This is a genomic window from Embleya sp. L77 (genome assembly GCF_055557415.1).
Genome location: NZ_CM145709.1, coordinates 1927328 through 1944835, shown reverse-complemented (window position 1 = coordinate 1944835; position 17508 = coordinate 1927328). Strand labels below are relative to the sequence as shown.

At 72.3% G+C, this 17508-nt stretch carries 15 protein-coding genes, 2 tRNA genes and 1 pseudogene; 6 read left to right on the top strand and 12 right to left on the bottom strand.

All coding sequences use genetic code 11. The features are described 5' to 3' along the window. The first annotated feature begins 79 nt into the window (after nt 1–79). Nucleotides 80–1198 carry an RNA polymerase sigma factor gene (locus tag ACZOOI_RS07825; protein WP_465280054.1) on the top strand — a complete coding sequence of 373 codons (1119 nt, stop codon included), beginning with the start codon at nt 80–82 and terminating at the stop codon, nt 1196–1198. A gap of 61 nt (nt 1199–1259) precedes the next feature. Next, nucleotides 1260–2732, top strand: coding sequence for an FGGY-family carbohydrate kinase (locus ACZOOI_RS07820; protein ID WP_465280053.1), 1473 nt, complete (start codon nt 1260–1262; stop codon nt 2730–2732). A 168-nt stretch (nt 2733–2900) separates the two neighbouring features. Here ACZOOI_RS07820 and ACZOOI_RS07815 read toward each other — a convergent pair whose 3' ends face one another. Next, on the bottom strand, nt 2901–3200 hold the full coding sequence (locus tag ACZOOI_RS07815; protein WP_465280052.1) for a YtxH domain-containing protein: 300 nt from the start codon (nt 3198–3200) through the stop codon (nt 2901–2903). Nucleotides 3201–3362: 162 nt separating this feature from the next. Between ACZOOI_RS07815 and ACZOOI_RS07810 the strand changes: the two genes are divergently transcribed. Further along, nucleotides 3363–3438: transfer RNA gene (locus tag ACZOOI_RS07810), tRNA-Asn, on the top strand. A gap of 55 nt (nt 3439–3493) precedes the next feature. Here the strand turns inward: ACZOOI_RS07810 and ACZOOI_RS07805 are convergent. Then, a complete protein-coding gene (locus tag ACZOOI_RS07805; protein WP_465280051.1) occupies nt 3494–4030 on the bottom strand; it encodes a nuclear transport factor 2 family protein in 537 nt (178 codons plus the stop codon). Nucleotides 4031–4137: 107 nt separating this feature from the next. On the opposite strand from ACZOOI_RS07805, the gene ACZOOI_RS07800 reads away from it, so the two are divergent. Both ACZOOI_RS07800 and ACZOOI_RS07795 read left to right on the top strand, forming a co-directional pair. Beyond that, nucleotides 4138–5112: an LLM class flavin-dependent oxidoreductase gene (locus ACZOOI_RS07800; RefSeq protein WP_465280050.1), complete on the top strand. Its 975-nt coding sequence runs from the start codon at nt 4138–4140 to the stop codon at nt 5110–5112. Between the two features lie 215 nt (nt 5113–5327). After that, nucleotides 5328–5401: transfer RNA gene (locus tag ACZOOI_RS07795), tRNA-Ile, on the top strand. Between the two features lie 169 nt (nt 5402–5570). Here the strand turns inward: ACZOOI_RS07795 and ACZOOI_RS07790 are convergent. Further along, nucleotides 5571–6503, bottom strand: a complete 933-nt coding sequence (locus tag ACZOOI_RS07790; protein ID WP_465281142.1) for an SGNH/GDSL hydrolase family protein — start codon at nt 6501–6503, stop codon at nt 5571–5573. A 367-nt stretch (nt 6504–6870) separates the two neighbouring features. Between ACZOOI_RS07790 and ACZOOI_RS07785 the strand changes: the two genes are divergently transcribed. Then, nucleotides 6871–7365 carry a DUF3145 domain-containing protein gene (locus tag ACZOOI_RS07785; RefSeq protein WP_026218798.1) on the top strand — a complete coding sequence of 165 codons (495 nt, stop codon included), beginning with the start codon at nt 6871–6873 and terminating at the stop codon, nt 7363–7365. Nucleotides 7366–7547: 182 nt separating this feature from the next. On the opposite strand, the gene ACZOOI_RS07780 is transcribed toward ACZOOI_RS07785, so the two are convergent. From ACZOOI_RS07780 to ACZOOI_RS07740, 9 genes and pseudogenes are all read right to left on the bottom strand, one after another. Beyond that, complete coding sequence (locus ACZOOI_RS07780) at nt 7548–8993, bottom strand: acyl-CoA carboxylase subunit beta (protein ID WP_465281141.1); 1446 nt, start codon at nt 8991–8993, stop codon at nt 7548–7550. A gap of 103 nt (nt 8994–9096) precedes the next feature. After that, entirely contained in the window at nt 9097–10398 is a 1302-nt protein-coding gene (gene fabF / locus ACZOOI_RS07775) for a beta-ketoacyl-ACP synthase II (protein ID WP_465280049.1), read from the bottom strand. 134 nt (nt 10399–10532) lie between these two features. Then, nucleotides 10533–10778 carry an acyl carrier protein gene (locus ACZOOI_RS07770; RefSeq protein WP_391581416.1) on the bottom strand — a complete coding sequence of 82 codons (246 nt, stop codon included), beginning with the start codon at nt 10776–10778 and terminating at the stop codon, nt 10533–10535. Nucleotides 10779–10858: 80 nt separating this feature from the next. Next, a complete protein-coding gene (locus ACZOOI_RS07765) occupies nt 10859–11869 on the bottom strand; it encodes a beta-ketoacyl-ACP synthase III (protein WP_465280048.1) in 1011 nt (336 codons plus the stop codon). Nucleotides 11870–12188: 319 nt separating this feature from the next. Further along, nucleotides 12189–13124, bottom strand: a pseudogene (locus ACZOOI_RS07760) (ACP S-malonyltransferase); the annotation flags it as partial. Between the two features lie 97 nt (nt 13125–13221). Further along, nucleotides 13222–14388, bottom strand: coding sequence for a PucR family transcriptional regulator (locus tag ACZOOI_RS07755; protein WP_465280047.1), 1167 nt, complete (start codon nt 14386–14388; stop codon nt 13222–13224). Nucleotides 14389–14924: 536 nt separating this feature from the next. Beyond that, nucleotides 14925–15653 (bottom strand): adenosylcobinamide amidohydrolase, encoded by a 729-nt coding sequence (locus tag ACZOOI_RS07750; RefSeq protein ID WP_465280046.1) that lies wholly within the window; start codon nt 15651–15653, stop codon nt 14925–14927. Continuing rightward, nucleotides 15650–16462 carry an ABC transporter ATP-binding protein gene (locus tag ACZOOI_RS07745; protein WP_465280045.1) on the bottom strand — a complete coding sequence of 271 codons (813 nt, stop codon included), beginning with the start codon at nt 16460–16462 and terminating at the stop codon, nt 15650–15652. The genes ACZOOI_RS07750 and ACZOOI_RS07745 overlap by 4 nt, the downstream gene beginning before the upstream one ends. Next, nucleotides 16459–17493, bottom strand: a complete 1035-nt coding sequence (locus ACZOOI_RS07740; RefSeq protein WP_465280044.1) for a FecCD family ABC transporter permease — start codon at nt 17491–17493, stop codon at nt 16459–16461. Before ACZOOI_RS07740 ends, ACZOOI_RS07745 begins: the two co-directional genes overlap by 4 nt. Between the last annotated feature and the right edge of the window lie 15 nt (nt 17494–17508).

Genomic DNA, 17508 nt, shown 5'->3' with positions numbered 1-17508 from the left:
CTCGAATCGCCTTGGGGCCGGCGAGATTTCCGCGCCGGACTCTCGGCTACAGGCCCCCTCGTACAGCAGACTGGGGAAGGTGCATCGGCACACCAGAGGGGGGAAAACGCCCGGCGGAGACCCCACCCATACGGATCGGACGGATGAGCCTGAACCGGGCCCGGCCACCGTCCTCACGGAGTACGTCACCCCAGGAACCGCGCCACCCGCACCGGCCACGGCCGAAGACGTCGAGCGACCGGCCGCCGCCGATGCCCCCCGGGACGCCCCGCGCACCACGGAGTCCGGCGGCTCGTCCGCCGACCTGCTGCGGCAATACCTGCGCGAGATCGGCCGGGTGCCGCTGCTGAGCGCCGCGGACGAGGTGGACCTGGCCCGTCGGGTCGAGGCCGGCCTGTTCGCCGGGGAACGCCTGCTCGACGACCCGCCCGCCGACCCGGCCGTCCGCGACGCGCTGACCACCCTGGTCCAGGACGGCGAACGGGCCAAGCGCCGGCTGATCGAGGCCAACCTGCGCCTGGTCGTCTCGATCGCCAAGCGCTACGTCGGGCGCGGCCTGGGCCTGCTCGACCTGGTCCAGGAGGGCAATCTGGGCCTGATCCGGGCGGTGGAGAAGTTCGACTACACCCGCGGCTACAAGTTCTCCACCTACGCGACCTGGTGGATCCGCCAGGCGATCAGCCGGGCGCTGGCCGACCAGGCGCGCACCATCCGGGTCCCGGTCCACGTGGTCGAACTGATCAACCGGGTGATCCGGGTGCAGCGCCGACTGCTCCAGGAACGCGGCGAGGAGCCCACCGCCGAGGACGTCGGCGAGGTGCTCGACCTGACCGCCGAGCGGGTCACCGAGATCCTGCGGCTGGCCCAGGAGCCGGTGTCCCTGCACACCCCCGTCGGCGAGGACGAGGTGCTGCTCGGGGACATCGTCGAGGACACCGACGCGACCTCCCCGGCCGAGGCCGCCGCGTCCCTGATGTTGCGCGAACACCTGGAGGCGCTGCTGTCCACGCTGGGCGACCGCGAACGCCGGGTGGTGCAACTGCGCTACGGGCTGGCCGACGGCGAACCGCACACGCTGGAGGAGATCGGCCGGGTCTTCGGGGTGACCCGCGAGCGCATCCGCCAGATCGAGTCGCGCACGCTGTCCCGACTTCGCGAACGGTCCTACTCGGAGCAACTGCGAGGCTATCTGGACTGATCCTCGATCGTTGTGACCCGGAGACCGGTTGTCGTCGGTCGTCTGCTGTCAGAATTCGCCCATGCCGACAAGCCCGACACCCACCCTCGTCGCCGGGGTGCACTGCTCAGCGCGACAGTTGCGCATCCTCGTCTGCGACGCCGCGACCGGTACGCCCCTGCGCCAGGGGCGCGCCGCGTACGCCGAGGGCGCGGCGACCACGCCGGGCGCGTGGTTGCGCGCCTTCGGCGAGGCCGCGGCGGGCGGCCTCCTCGACGGCGTGGCGGCGATCGCGGTGGCCGCGCAGAACCACGGCGCGGTCCCGCTGGACGCCCAGGGTGTGATCCTGGGGCATCCGCTGCCCGGGGACGACCCCGGCGCCTCCGGGGCCGCCGCGGACCTCGTCGACGCACTCGGCGGGCCGGCCGCATGGACCGCCGCGACCGGCTCGGTGCCGGGCTCGTCGTCGGCGATCGCCCAACTGCGCCGATTCGCCCGGTTCGAACCCGAGGCGGTGACCCGGATCGCCTCCGTGCTGCTGCCGCACGACTGGGTCACCTGGCAACTGCTCGGCTGCCCGCCGGACCCGGTCACCGACCGCGCGGACGCCTCCACCACCGGCTACTACGCCACCACGGGAGAGTGGCGTGCCGACCTGCTGCACCTGGCCATCGGTCGGGTGCCGCGCACGCCGATCGTGCTGCCGCCGGGCGGCGTCGCGGGACACACCCCCGAAGGCGTCCTGGTCTCGGCCGGCACCGGCGCCGAGGCGGCGCTGGCACTGGGCGCGGGGTTGTCCGACGGCGACGTGGTGGTCGCCATCGGCACCACCGGCACCGCGTTCGCGCCGCATCCGGTGTCGGTGGCCGATCCCACCGGCGTGGTCTCCTCCTACGCCGACGCCACCGGGCGGCACCTGCCGCTGGCGCGCACCCTCAACGCGGCCCGGGTGCTGCGCGGGACCGCGACGATGCTGGGGTTGGACGCCGACGAGTTCGACCGGGTCGCGCTGGAGTGCACGCCGGGTGCGTGCGGACTGGTCCTGGTGCCCTACCTCGACGGCGAGCAGATTCCCGACCTGCCGCACGCGGCGGGCACGCTCACCGGGCTGCGCCGGGAGAGCATGACACCGGCGGCACTGGCCCGGGCCTCGGTGGAGGGCATGTTGTGCGGCATCTCGGACGCACTGGACGTGCTGCGCGATCGGGACGTGGCGGTGGACCGGGTGATCCTGGTCGGCCCCGGCGCCCGCTCGGCCGCGGTGTCCACGATCGCGCCGGCCCTGCTCGGACTGCCCACCGCGGTGCCCGCGGCGTCGCTCGCCGGACGCTTCGTGGCCCAGGGCGCGGCCCGTCAGGCCGCGTGGGCGCTGTTCGGGGCGCTGCCGGCGTGGCCCTCGGGTGTCGGCGCCTTCGCGGAACCCGCCGAGGAGGAACTCGGACTCGGCGACGCGGTCCGGGCGCAGTACCGCGAGGTGCGCGATCGGCTGCACCCGGGCGCGGTGCCGCCGCCGCGCGAGGGCGCGGAGGTGGGTGGGCGCCACCGCAGGGGATGACCGGACGGCGGATGCCGGCGCCGGCGGGGCGGGCCGGCACCGGGCAAACCCGGTGTCCGACCCACCCCGCCGACGCCGCCGACCGTGGGTACCCGAAAACCTCCACGCGAGCTGCCCGGGGTCGCCACGAACCCGGTCCGCAGCCCGTTCATCCGCTGCCGCGGGCCGTTACAGCCCCTGTCCGTAGCGCGAGGTGGTCACCGACGTGCCATTCGTGTGGTGTCGGCCGAACCGGTCCGGCAGGTGTCGTCCCACCCGCTCGGGCAGGTGGTCGCCGATCGCCCGACCGGCCTTGACGCCGGCCTCGCGGCCGAGTCCGGCCGCCGCCTGCCCGGCCTTGCGGGCGGGCGGGCTGCCCGCCACCGTGCCGGACAACTTCCGGATCTGTTCGTACCGCTCCCGCCCGGCCTTCGTCCCCAGGACGTAGCCGATGGCGAGGCCGGTGACGAAGGTGAGCTTGTTGATCATGATGTCCTCCGCGGTCGTGTGTCCCGCCCGTGCACGTCAGCGCCTACCCGGGCGCGGTGCGTGGGCAACCTGTGAGGTCCTACCGGAAAAACCCTGGTGCGGGCCACCCCCGGGAATGCGCTAATGTATTCCACGCAGCGACCGCCACACGGTCCAACGCAATCCCGCATAGCTCAATTGGCAGAGCAGCCGGCTGTTAACCGGCAGGTTATTGGTTCGAGTCCAATTGCGGGAGCCATCACGAGCGCCCGCCGGGTCCATCCGGCGGGCGCTCGTGCGTTGTGGGGGCCTGCTCATTCGCTCCCGGTGCGGGCCCAGAACTCCTGCCACGAGGGCCACGCCTGCGGGAGTCGGGCGTCCGTGATCATCGGGTTGTTCGGGAAATGGAACCGGTCGGGCACGGACAGCGGATGCTCCAGGACGTCCGCCGCGTAGAACACCCGGGGCTTGCGGCTGCGGAAGTACCACTGCCCGTCCCGCCGTTCGTAGCGGTCCAGATACTGCATCGGCATCACCACCCACAGGTCGCCCACCTCGTGTTCGGGGCGGCAGTAGACCATCCCGGTGGCGTGATCCTCGTCCACCAGGTCGATCACGTGGTTCCCGATCAGGTGAAACGTGATCCCGTACGGGCGCAGTACCGGGTCGAACCATCGGGCCAGCGCATCCCGACCGACCCCGCCGTCACCCGTGCGCACGTCGTCCACGAACAGTGCGGCCAGCGCCGGCACGTCCCGACTGTCCAGCGCGAGCGCGTAGCGGGCGGCGAGTTGGCGGATCTGCTCGTGCGCCTCCAGGCGATCCAGCCGGGTGGTGATCGGGTCGGACATGCTGCCTCCGTAAGCTGACGATCAGTCAGATATCACCGTGTCAGATGGCCGACCGAGGCGACGCCCCGGGTCAGCCCATCCGGGCACCCACCCGTGGGGAGCGTCGCGTGGTCAACGTCGGCATCTACCTGGACCTGCGCAATCCGGTCGAGTGGCGGCAGGACTGGTCCCGGCTGTACGCCTTCACCCTGGAACTGTGCGAGGAGGCGGACCGGCTCGGGGTGCACTCGATCTGGACCACCGAACACCACGGCTTCGAGGACGGCTACCTCAGCCAGCCGCTCACCCTGGCCGCCGCGATTGCCGCGCGCACCCGGCGGGCCCGGATCGGCACCGGCGTCACCATCGCGCCGCTGCGCCACCCGGCGCACCTGGCCGAGGAAGCCGCGATCGTGGACCTGATCGGCGGCGGCCGGCTGGAGCTGGGCATCGGTACCGGATATCGGCAGCCCGAGTACGACCTCTTCGACCGGACCGAGTTGCTCAGGACCCGGTTCGCGGCCACCGACGCGAGCGCCCGCGAGATTCGCCGGTTGTGGGAGAGCGGGACCATCACGCCGGCCCCGGTCCAGCGCCGGCCGCGGATCTGGCTCGGCTACCAGGGGCCGCAGGGCGCACGCCGGGCCGGACTGCTCGGCGAATCGCTGCTCACCGCGAACCCGGCGATGGCCGCGCCCTACCTGGCCGGACTGCGCGAGGCGGGCCACGACCCGGCGGGCGCCCGGATGGCCGGACTGCTGAACGGCTGGATCACCGAGGATCCCGACCGGGACTGGCCGGTGGTCTCCCGGCACCTGGCGCACCAGTGGGACGGCTACCACCGCTACGCGGTCGAGGGCACCGACGCCGCACCGCCGCGCCCGATCGACCCGGACCGGTGGCGGGCGCGGGGGCTGTCCGCGGCACCCGGCCACTTCCTGCACGCGACGCCCGAGGACGGGGCGCGCGAGATTCGGGCGTACGTGGCCGATACACCGATCGAGACGGTGTGGTTCTTCGCCTCGCTGAGCGGCATGGGCGAGGAGATGGTGCGCACCCATGTGACCACGCTGTGCTCGCGGTTGGCGCCGCTGCTGGCCTGACCGGCGGCCCGGCCGGCGCGGCGGGCGAGCGGTGCGCGAATCGCGGCGTTCGACCCGTTCGGCGGCGGACCTGGCGCGCGCCGGCCCCGGTGCGACCCGGGGACGGGAAGCGAACACTTTCGGGCAGGATGAGACCACGCTCGCGAGGATCCCCCCGGGCGATGGTCGTGCCTGACCGGTTATGCTGCCTCAGGTTGTCCGGCAGCGGACGGCGAGGGGCGGTAGCTCAGCTGGTTAGAGCAGGGGACTCATAATCCTCTGGCCGTGGGTTCGAGTCCCACCCGCCCCACCCATTCAGGTCGGCGTCTCGCAGTGTGTGTTCTCGCGTCGTATGTCCCGGTCGGCTGCTTTCGTCACCATGGTTCGTCGCTGTGTGTCGTCGAGCGACTCTATTCCGTAGTCGAGTGAGAGTTTAGCGGGCTCGCCGGGGATTCCGGGAGAGAAATCACTCATATGGGCTATCCCCATGTATATCCCTGGCGGGACGTCACCTCCGCGAGCGTGCGCTGACCGGCCACGCTGGGGTGGAACCAGTCCCAGTGGCTGACGTCGTTCTTGCCGAACCGCTGGGTGTTCACGACGCCGCCGTCGTAGCGGCAGTTGGACCAGGACGAACACACCTCGCGGAGCTTCGCGTTGTAGGCGGTGACCCGGTCGCGCACCCGCTGTCGGCGGTCCAGCGCGGCGGGCTTGGCCGACTGCGGGTCCTCCAGCATCGTCTGGCACACGTTCGCCACCGACCACACCGTGCGGGCCACCATCTCGTCGTGGCCGGTCTCCCACATCCGACCCAGGTCCGGCACGCTGACCACGAGCACCCGCGCGTGCGGCAACCCCTCGCGCAACACCGACAGCGCGTCGCGGAACTGGCTCTCGAACGTGCCCGGCGAGGTCATCTCGGCCTCGGTGCGGCGGCACGCGTCGTTGGCACCCATCAGGATCGTCACGTAATCGGCCCGCTCCCGGACCGCCTCGCGGGCCTGGCCGGCCAGATCCGCCATCCGGGCGCCGGTCTCGGCGTTGTTGAACACCGCGTCCGCGGGCAGTCCCAACCGCTTGGCGTGACTGTTCACGTCGGCCGAGGTGCCGGTGGCCCAGGACTTTTCCGGGCAGTCCCGCAGCGGCGAGCACGAGTCGAAGCCGCGGGTGATCGAGTCGCCCAGGGCCGCCATCGAGCGCGGCCGCGGCGGGGCGGTCGCGGTCGCCGGCGCGTCCGGAGTGGGCACGAGCGCCTTTCCGTTGGGCTGTTCGGACGCGCTCGGGTTGCCGGGCTTGCCGGTCTTCCCCCCGCTCGGCTCGGCCGCCTGGTCGGCCCCGACCGCGGCCGGCGCGGCACTGTCGCCCCCGGCCGAGTCGTTACAGGAGGACAGCGTCAACAAGGTCACGACCATCGTCGCGGTTGCCACCCCTACTCGTCGTTTCCCACCCACGCCGCCCCCTCCGACCCCTAGCATCGACACGACGATGTCCATCGACGGTACGTCACTCCTTCGTGTGAAGGCCGACACTGCCGGGAGTGGCGTTGTCGACGGCCGGGCACGTTGAGTGCAGTGGCTCACCATTCCGAGACGGTGAGTAACGAATTGTTCCTTCGCATCGGACAATTGCCCACATGTGATTACGGACAGCAACTGGTGCCTGTGGTACATCCGTGGTCCGTGGGGCACAATGGAAGACCGGGATTCGAACAGGCAGTCCGAGACAAGGGTTGAGGCCGCTGGGGAAGGCGAACCTCGTCCTTGAAGCCTGGAGGTCCCGGTGACGACACGTGGAGTTCTGTACGTGCACTCCGCGCCGCGTGCGCTGTGCCCGCACGTCGAGTGGGCCGCAGCGGGCGTTCTTGGCGTGCGCGTGAGTCTTGACTGGGTCCGCCAGCCGGTGGCGCCCGGCATGTTGCGGGCCGAGCTGTCCTGGCAGGGCGCGCCCGGTACTGCGTCGCGCCTGGCCTCGGCGCTGCGCGGGTGGCACCTGCTGCGCTTCGAGGCCACCGAGGAGCCCTCGGCCAACGCCGAGGGGGAGCGCTACAGCAACACCCCCGACCTCGGCATCTTCCACGCGGTCACGGGGGCGCACGGCGACATCCTGATCCCTGAGGATCGGCTGCGCGCGGTGCTCGGTCGGGCGGCGCGCGGCGAGGTCGACCTGCGTTCCGAGGTGGAGAAGCTGCTCGGCAAGCCGTGGGACGACGAGTTGGAGCCCTTCCGCTACGCGGGGGAGGGCACGCCGGTGCGCTGGTTGCACCAGGTGGTCTGAGCGTGGCAGGCGGGCCTGCGACGGCGGCCGGAGCGGCCGGGGAGAAGACATACGTATAGACATACCGACGCGTGGGGCCCCTCCGAATCATCCGGAAGGGCCCCACGCGTCTCCGCCTTCGGGCCCATCGGGGCCGCGCAAGTACCGGGTGCCGGGTGCGGACCGAGATCCGCGGACGGAACCTAGAGCGGGATGTTGCCGTGTGCGCCGCGGGTTTGCGGGGCGGCGGCGATCGCCTTCGCGATCGCGAGCCGGCTCTCGTCCGGGTCGATCACCTCGTCCACGACGCCGATCTCGATCGCCCGGTCCAGGCCGCCCGCGACCTTCTCGTGCTCGGCCGCCAGCTCCAACTCGACCTGCGGCTTCAGCTCGTCCGGAACCTCCGCGAGCCGGCGGCGGTGCAGGATGCGCACGGCGGCGACCGCGCCCATCACCGCGACCTCGGCGGTCGGCCAGGCCAGTACCCGAGTCGCGCCCAGCGAGCGCGAGTTCATCGCGATGTACGCCCCGCCGTACGCCTTGCGGGTGATCATCGTCACGCGCGGCACGACGCACTCGCCGAATGCGTGCAGCAGCTTCGCGCCGCGGCGCACCACGCCGTCCCACTCCTGGCCCACGCCGGGCAGGTAACCGGGCACGTCCACGACCACCACGAGCGGCACGCCGAACGCGTCGCACATGCGTACGAAGCGCGAGGCCTTCTCGGCCGACGCCGAGTCCAGGCAACCGCCCAGCCGCAGCGGGTTGTTCGCGACCAGGCCGACGGTGCGCCCGCCGAGCCGGCCGAGTGTGGTGACGATGTTCGGCGCCCACTTGGGGTGCAGTTCCTGGCCCGGCTCGTCCAGCAGCCCGTCGACCATCGGGTGCACGTCGTAGGCGCGCTTGGCCGACTCGGGCAGCAGCGCGCCCAGTTCGCGGCGGTCGAGGGTGGCCGGGTCGATCTCGCCCTGGTTGGCCAGCAGGTCGGCCAGGCCGCGGGCCCGGTCGATCGCGTCCTGCTCGGACTCGGCGACCACGTGTACGACGCCGCTGCGCCGGCCGTGCGGCTCGGGGCCGCCCAGGCGCAGCGCGTCGACGTCCTCACCGGTGACCGAGCGGACCACGTCCGGGCCGGTGACGAAGATTCGGCCCTCGGGTGCCAGGATCACGATGTCGGTGAGCGCGGGGCCGTAGGCCGCGCCGCCGGCGGCCGGGCCGAGCACGACCGAGATCTGCGGGATGCGACCCGAGGCCATGGTCATCGCGTGGAAGATCCGGCCCACCGCGTGCAGGCCGGCCACGCCCTCCTGGAGGCGGGCGCCGCCGGAGTGGAACAGCGCGATGATCGGCGCCTGCTCGGCCATCGCGCGCTCGTAGGCCTCGACCACGATGGCGCAGCCCTCTTCGCCCATCGCCCCGCCCTGGACGGTGGGGTCCGACGCGTAGGCCACCACTCGGGCGCCGTTGATCGTGCCGACACAGGCGAGCGTGCCCGAGGTGGTCTCGTAGGCCGAGATCTCCTCGTACGAACCCGGATCCACCAGCTTCCGCAGCCGCAGCCTCGGGTTGCGCGGGTCGTCGTCGCGGTGCGGACGGGTGGGCCGGGCGGTGGGCGCGGGTGCGGCCTCGGTGCCGGGTCGGTTGTCCATCACGGTCACGGCTGTCTGGTCCGTCCTGCCGACCGCGGCACGCGCGCCGGGCATGGTGCGGCCCGGCGGCACGCGTCGCGAGCCGGCGCAAGGAGTTCGGGGGTCACCCGAACGTGCGGAAGGCGACGACGACGTTGTGGCCGCCGAAGCCGAACGAGTTGTTGAGGGCGACGACGTTGCCGTCGGGCAGGGTGCGCGGCTCGTCCCGGATGACGTCCAGGTCGACCTCGTCGTCGAGGTCGTCCACGTTGATCGTGGGCGGCGCCGTGCGGTGGTACAGGGCGAGCACCGAGGCGACCGACTCGACCGCGCCGGTGCCGCCGAGCAGGTGGCCGGTCATCGACTTGGTGCTGGTGACGGTGACCTTGTCGGCCGCCGCGTCGCCCAGCGTGGCGCGGATCGCCTTGAGTTCGGTGACGTCGCCCGCCGGGGTCGAGGTGCCGTGCGCGTTGACGTGCACGACCTCCTCCGGCTCGATCGCGCCGTCCGCCAGGGCCATGGCCATCGCCCGGGCGATGTCGCGGCCGGTCGGCTCGGGCTGGGCGATGTGGTGGCCGTCGGAGCTGAGTCCGGCGCCCGCGACCTCGGCGTACACGCGCGCTCCGCGGGCCGCCGCGTGTTCGGCGCTCTCCAGGACCAGGACGCCCGCGCCCTCGCCCATCACGAAGCCGTCGCGGCCCTTGTCGTACGGGCGCGACGCGCGCTGCGGCTCGTCGTTGCGCTTGGACATCGCCATCATGTTCGCGAAGGCGGCCATCGGCAGCGGGTGGATCGCCGCCTCGGTACCGCCGCAGACCACCACGTCGGCGCGGCCGGAACGGATCATCTCCAGGCCGTAGGCGACCGCCTCGGCGCCGGAGGCGCACGCGCTGACGGGGGTGTGCACACCGGCCCGCGCGCCCAGCTCGATGCCGACGTTGGCGGCCGGGCTGTTGGGCATGAGCATCGGGACGGTGAGCGGGCCGACCCGGCGCGGGCCCTTCTCGCGGAAGGTGTCCCACGCGTCGAGCAGGGTGGTCACGCCGCCGATGCCGGACGCGATGACCACACCGAGGCGGACCGGGTCCACCACGAGCGCGTCCGGGGCGTCCTCGTTCGCGGTGTTCTTCGCCGCGTAGCCGGCGTCCAGCCAGGCCTCGCGCGCGGCGATCATCGCGAACTGGCCGGAACGGTCCAGGCGACGCGCCTCGACCTTGGGCATGACCTCGAGTGGCTCGACGGCGATCCGCGCGGCGAAGGTCACCGGCAGCTCCGCGGCCCATTCCTCGGTCAGCGCCCGCGCGCCGGACGTGCCCGCGAGCAGCGCGGACCACGTGGTCGCGACATCGCCGCCGACCGGCGTGGTCGCGCCCAGACCGGTGACGACCACGGTTCGCGCGGCGTCGTTGCGCTCGGTCGACTTCACTGTCTTCTCACTCTCACGCTGTTGTTTCGGGGATCCGGCGGCTGAGCGGGCCGGGGCCCGATGCGGCTGCGACGGACCGGGCCGGACTCGCGGACGCGGGTCCGGCCCGGAAAACGGCCGGTGCTACATCCGACCTAGGCGGCCTTGACGATGTAGTCCACCGCGTCGCGAACGGTCTTGAGGCCCTTGACGTCGTCGTCCGGGATCTTGACCTCGAACTTCTCCTCGGCCGCCACGACGACCTCGACCATCGACAGCGAGTCCACGTCCAGGTCGTCGATGAAGGACTTGTCCAGCTCGACCTCGTCCTGCGGGACGCCGGCGATCTCGTTCACGATGTCGGCGAGGCCCGCGAGGACCTCTTCCTGGCTGGCAGCCATGTTGCTCCTTGATTCGAATCTTCTGCGGTGACGGGTACTGCGTATGTGTTGCTCGTCCGCCGGCGTGGACCGACGGGGGACTACGGAAGCGTAATGACCTGGCCCGCGTAGACGAGGCCGGCCCCGAATCCCATGATCAGTGCGGTTCCGCCGCTGACCGCTTCGCCGCTTTCGAGCATGCGCTCCATGGCGAGCGGGATGGACGCGGCGGAGGTGTTTCCGTTCTCGGCGATGTCGCGGGCGACCGGCACCTCGGCGGGCAGCTTCAGCGCCTTGATCATCGCGTCGGTGATGCGCATGTTGGCCTGGTGCGGGATGAACGCGTCCAGGTCCTCGGCCTTGATGCCGGCCGCGTCCAACGCCTGCTCGCAGACCTTGGCCATCTCCCACACGGCCCACCGGAAGACCTTCTGGCCCTCCATCTTGAGCGTGGGGAAGTCCTGCTCGGGCCGGTCGCGCAGCTCGTTCCAGTCGACGGTCTGGGTGATCGCCTCGGACTGCGAGCCGTCGGAACCCCACACGACCGGGCCGATGCCCGGCGTGTTCGAGGGACCGATCACCACGGCGCCCGCGCCGTCGCCGAAGATGAACGCGGTGCCGCGGTCCGCCAGGTTGGTCAGGTCGCTCAGTCGCTCGACCCCGATCACCAGGACGTACTCGGCACTGCCGCCGCGGACCATGTCACTGGCCAGCGAGACGCCGTAGCAGAAGCCGGCACAGGCCGCGGAGACGTCGAACGCCGCCGCCCGCCCGCCGCCCGCACCCAGGCGGTGCGCGATCTCGGTCGCGATCGCCGGGGTCTGCTTGAGGTGCGTGACCGTCGAGACGATCACGCAGCCCACCTGCGACGCGTCCAGACCGGCGTGCGCGAGCGCCTTGCCCGCCGCGGCGATGGACATCTCCGCGACGGTCTCCTCGGCGGAGGCCCAGCGCCGGGTCCTGATCCCGGAACGGGTCTGGATCCACTCGTCGGACGAGTCGATCCGGTCCACCAGTTCGGAGTTGGGCACGATCCGAGCCGGGCGGTATCCACCGACGCCGAGGATGCGCGCGTGTGCGGCTCCGGCGCGGGGAGTGATGGAAGCGGTCACGCGTGGTCCTCCCGTACGGGTTCGAGGCCGGGTGGGTTCGCGGCCGGGTGCGGAGCGGGTGTCGCGACGTGTGTCACAGCGCGCTCTGCGGGTGGATGCGCAACAGCGGCATGCCGGGCGCGACCGGGTCGCCGTCCTCGACGAGCCACTCGACCACGGTGCCGCCATGCGGAACGGTGATGCTCTGCTCGTCGCGGTGCGAGCGCACCGTGGCGACCCGGGCACCGGGCACGAGGGCGTCGCCCGATTTGATGTCGGTGAGTTCGATGATGCCCTTGAACGGCGCGACCACCAGGCGCCACGTGGGCGAGGCGTCGATCGCGCTGGGGCTGCCGTGCCGCTCGACCAGCTTGCGGGCCGCCTCCAGGTCGTCCGGGGTCTTGAGGGCGACCGTCTCCACGCCGGGCAGGGCGCGCTTGGCCAGACCGGTCAGGGTGCCGGCCGGGGCCACTTCGATCAGACCGGTGACGCCCAGGTCCTTCATGGTCTCCATGCACAGGTCCCAGCGCACCGGGTTGGAGACCTGGGTGACCAGCCGCCCGACCACTTCGCGGCCGTCGTGCAGCACGGCGCCGTCGGAGTTGGAGATGAACGGGGTGCGCGGGTCGCGCACGGTGACGCCCGGGACCAGCTCGGCGAGCCGGTCCACCGCGGAGGCCATGTGCTCGGTGTGGAAGGCGCCGGCCACCGACAGCGGACGTACGCGGGCCTTCTCCGGCGGGTCGGCGGCGAACGCGGCGAGCTGCTCCAGGGTGCCGGCCGCGACGATCTGGCCGGCACCGTTCATGTTCGCCGGGGTGAGCCCGTGTTCGGCGATCTTGGCGAGCACCGTCTCCGGGTCGCCGCCGAGCACCGCGCTCATGCCGGTCTGCGTGACGGCAGCGGCGGCGGCCATCGCCTTGCCGCGCTCGCGCACGATGGTCATCGCCGACTCGGCGGTGATCACGCCGGTGCCGGCGGCGGCGGTCAGCTCGCCGACGCTGTGGCCGGCGGCGGCGCCGACCACGCGGTACGCGTCGGAGGGGTGCGGGAACAGGGCCAGGGCGGCCACCAGACCCGAGGCGACGAGCAGCGGCTGGGCCACCGCCGTGTCCCGGATCTCGTCCGCGTCGGCCTTGGTGCCGTAGTGGATCAGGTCGAGGCCCGTGACGGCGGACCACCAGCGCAGCCGATCGGCCACACCGTCGAGGTCGAGCCAGGGGGCGAGGAATCCGGGCGTCTGGGCACCCTGTCCGGGGGCGACGAGTACGAGCACGAGGTCAAGCCTCTCTCCTGCGGGGGGTCTGAGCCCCTTATCGGCAGGGACGAAGATCCGATGGTGACTTTGTGGGTTTCCTACAAAATAGTCTCGACTAGATCTCGATTGCGGCGAGCCGGCCGAGGATCAGCGAGACCTGGAGGGTGAATGCGGAACGGGTCTCCGTCGGCACGAGTCCGGTCACGTCGACGACGCGTCGCAGCCGGTAGCGCACGGTATTCGGGTGTACGAAGAGCATTCGGGCGGCCCCCTCCAGGCTCGCCGCCTGCTCCAGGTACACGGAGAGTGTCTCCAACAGTGCGGAGCCCGCCGCGTGCAGAGGTATGTAGATCTCCTCCACCAACTGCTCCCGGGCCTCCTCGTCACCCGCGAGCGCCCGCTCGGGCAGGAGATCGTCGGCGGACACCGGGCGCGGAGCATCCGGCCACGCGACGCACGCCCGGTGTCCCGACATCGCCGCCTGAGCCGAGCGCACCGCGGCCAGCAGGTCCGGCACCTCGGGGCCGACCACCACCGGGCCCGGGCCGAACTGGCCGATCAGCGAGCGGGTGGCCCGGATCGGATCGTCGGTGCCGCCCAGGATCACCACGAGCCGTTCGCCCTGGACACCGGTGAGCACGTTGAGTCGGGCGTGTCGGCCCGCCCGGTGGATGCCGTCCACCACCGCCTGCGTGTCCGCGTCCGGTGCGTTGCCCACCACCACCATGACCGAGTCCGGCGAACCCCAGCCCAGCGCCGAGGCGCGGGAGAGGATGCCCTCGTCCGCCTCGCCGCGCAGCAGCGAGTGCACGACCAGCGCCTCCAGTCGCGCGTCCCACGCGCCGCGCGTCTCGGCGGCGTGCGCGTACACCTGCGCGGTGGCGAAGGCGATCTCGCGGGAGTACAGCAACAGTGCCTCGCGCAGCGCCTGTTCGTAGCCGGGCGCGGCAAGCGTGGCGATTTCGGCCTCGACCACCTCGATCGTGGTGCGGATCAACTCCACCGTGTGCGGCAGCGTGATGGTGCGGGTCAACTCGCGCGGCGCGGTGCCGAACACGTCGGCGCTGACCTTCTGCGGGGTCTCCGGATGCCGGAACCATTCGGTGAACGCGGAGATACCCGCCTGGGCGACCAGGCCGATCCAGGAACGGTTGTCGGCGGGCATGTTCCGGTACCAGGGGAGTGCCTCGTCCATTCTGGCCAGCGCCGCTCCGGCCAGTGCGCCGGCGGACTTCTCCAGCCTGCGGACGGTCGCGGCGCGCAAATCGGGCTTGGAACTCACAGGGCCATCATCCTCCGGCTGTGGGGCGACTTCGTCGCCGGCTCGCGAGGGGTGGGCTTTTTTTGGGCGACCCCCTTGTTGGGCGCCTTCGGCGCCGGCTCGCGAGGCACCACTTTTTTCTCTCCTCCGCTTCGCTCCTCCGAGAAAAAAGTGGCCCCTCGCTCGTGACTTCGTGTCCCTCCGCTTCGCTCCGGGTCACGAAGTCTTGGTTTTGCGGCTCCGCCGCTCTCCGCGCTTCGCGCGTCGATCGCGTGGGGGGCGCGGGTCGGGGGCGCTGACGCGCCTGGGGGTGGGCGCCGCCGGGTGGGGCGGACGCGCCGAAGGCTGGCGGTGGGTGGGGCGGACGTGACGGGGGCTGGCGGTGGGGGGCGGACGTGACGGGGGTGGGTGGTGGGGGGCGGACGTGACGGGGGTGGGTGGTGGGGGTGGGGTGAGGGCGGAGGGTGACGGGGGTGGGGCGGGGATGGGGTTCTGTACCGGGGTGTTGCTCTGGTGGGTGGGGGTGGGTGCCGCTTCGGGGGGTTGCGTTGTGGGGGTCAGCGTTTTTGGGGTGGGGGTGGATTTGGGGTGGTGTGTCTGCGGTGGCGGTCGGCGAGGGCGCCGCGTAGTACCGCCGTGTACACCGCTCGGGCCAGGCGGGCGCCCCATAGGGAGCGTGGGCCGCCGAAGGGTTCCGTCGGTCGGGACGGATTCGGTGTGTGGGCGGCGATGCAGAGCGCGTCGGAGGGGGTTCCGGTGCAGGCGTAGCCGGCGTCGAGGAGGGCTTGGACCTTTGCCTCGGTGGCTGTGGCCACCGCGTTGATCAGGGCTGCGTCGGAGAGGGCGGCGGGGATGGCGGCGAGGATGTTGATCGTGCCGGGGGGCGGTGCGCCGGGGCGGCCCGGGACCGGGGCGGCGGCCCAGGTGGGGATGCCGATCCCGGTGGTGACCGCGGCCTCGACGCCTTCGTCGGCGCCGTGCGTCCAGGCGGTGACGTCGGCGGCGGTCATCAGGCCGACTCCGGCTCCGGTCAGGCCCAGGGGCGCGGCCACCTCGGCCAGGTGGGCGACCGGGTCCATCCGGTCGTAGCCGGGTCGGACCTGGAGGTTGAGCACCCACGCGCGCTCGCCGATGCCGCCGCCGAGCAGCGCGGAGGAGGCCATCCGCCAGTCGGGGCCGGCCCGCCACACCAGGGCCGGGCGGCGGGTGCCGTCCTCGTCGCGCCACACCGTGCGTGGGCGCAGCAGTTCGGCCGGTGTCTCGCGCGGCCGCGGCAGCGTGCTCACGCGGACCCCTCGGCGGCGTCCCGGCCCGCGTGCCCCGGTCGGACCAGGTGCACCCGCGGGCGGCCGTCCGGACCCGGCTCCACCGATACGCGGGCCTGGTAATGCTCGGCGATCGACCGGGGGGTGAGCACCTCGGCGGCCGACCCGGACGCCACCGGGCGCCCGTCGACCAGCATCAGCAGCCGGTCCGCGTACTGCGCGGCGACGCCCAGGTCGTGCAGTGTGGTGAGCACCGTGAGGCCGTCGTCGCGGCGCAGCCCGTCCACGATCTCCAGCACCTGCTGCTGATGACCCAGGTCGAGCGCGGTGGTCGGCTCGTCCAGGAGCAGTACCGGCGCCTGTTGGGTGAGCGCCCGGGCCAGCACCACCCGCTGCCGCTCGCCGCCGGAGAGCCGGCCCACGTCGCGGCCGGCGAACGCACCCAGGTCCAGCCGCTCGATCACCTCGTCGGTGATCGCCCGATCACGCCGGCCCGGCCGGGCCAGATAGCCCAGATGCGGAGTGCGGCCGAGCAGGATGTACTCGTGCACCGGCATCTGTGCCGGCACCACCGGGCTCTGCGCGGTGTAGGCGATGCCGCGGCCCAATTCGCGCCGGGTGAGTTCGCGGACCGGGCGGCCGGCCACGCTGATCGAACCCAGGTAGGGCAGCAGCCCGGCGACCGCCTTGAGCAGCGTGGACTTGCCCGCGCCGTTGGGGCCGATCACCGCGAGCCACTCGCCGGGTTCGACGTCCGCGTCCACCCCGCGCAGCACCGGCACCCGGTCGCGGTCCACGCCGGTGTCGCGCAGCACCAGGCGGGCGCTCACACGTCCACCTTGCGGGTGCCGCGCAGCACGAACACGAAGAAGGGTGCGCCGACGAACGCGGTGACCACGCCGATCGGCAGTTCGCCGGGTGCGGTGATCGTGCGCGCGAGCAGGTCGGTGAGCACCAGGAACGCCGCGCCGCACAGTAGCGACATGGGCAGGACACGGCGGTAGCTGCCGCCGACGAAGCGGCGCACGATGTGCGGCACGACGATGCCGACGAAGCCGATCAGGCCGCTGATCGCGACCGCGGACGCGGTGGCCAGGGAGGCGGCGAGCAGCACCACCAGGCGGACCCGGCCGGCCCGTACGCCCAAGCCCGCGGCCTCCTCGTCGCCGACCGACATGACGTCGAGCAGGCGTCCGTGCAGGAGCAGCACCGCGGTGCTCAGCAGTGCGTACGGCAGGATCATTCGCAGGTCGGCCCAGCCGATCCCGGACAACCTGCCGAAGATCCACGAGTAGATCCGGCGCAGTTCGTCGGTGTTGGCGGACTGCACGTAGGTCTGCGCGGAGGCCAGGAACTGGGCGACCGCGACGCCGGCCAGGACCAGGTTCGCGGTGCCGTCGGAGCGGCTGGTGCTCGCGCCGAGCCCGTAGGCGAGCAGCACGCCGCCCATCGCGCCGACGAACGAGGCGAGCGGCACCACCGGGATCCCGCCCACGCTGTTCCCGTCCGCGTACACGATCACCAGCGTCGCGCCCAGCCCGGCGCCGGAGGCGGCGCCGAGCAGGTACGGATCGGCCAGCGGGTTGCGAAAGACGCCCTGATAGCCGGCGCCGGCGATGGCCAGCAGCCCGCCCACGGTCACCGCGGCCAGCACGCGGGGCAGCCGCAGGTCCATCAGGACCGCGTACTGGACCGGGGACAGGCCGTGGTCGAGGTGCACGAAGGGCAGCTTGTCCAGCAGCGCGAGCAGCACCCCGCTCGCGGGCAGATCGGCCGCCCCGACGCTCAGGGCGAGCACGACGACGCCGACCAGCAGTACGCCCGCGCCGAGCAGGGGCAGTACCGCCGGTCGGGATCGCATGGGCAGGAGATCCCG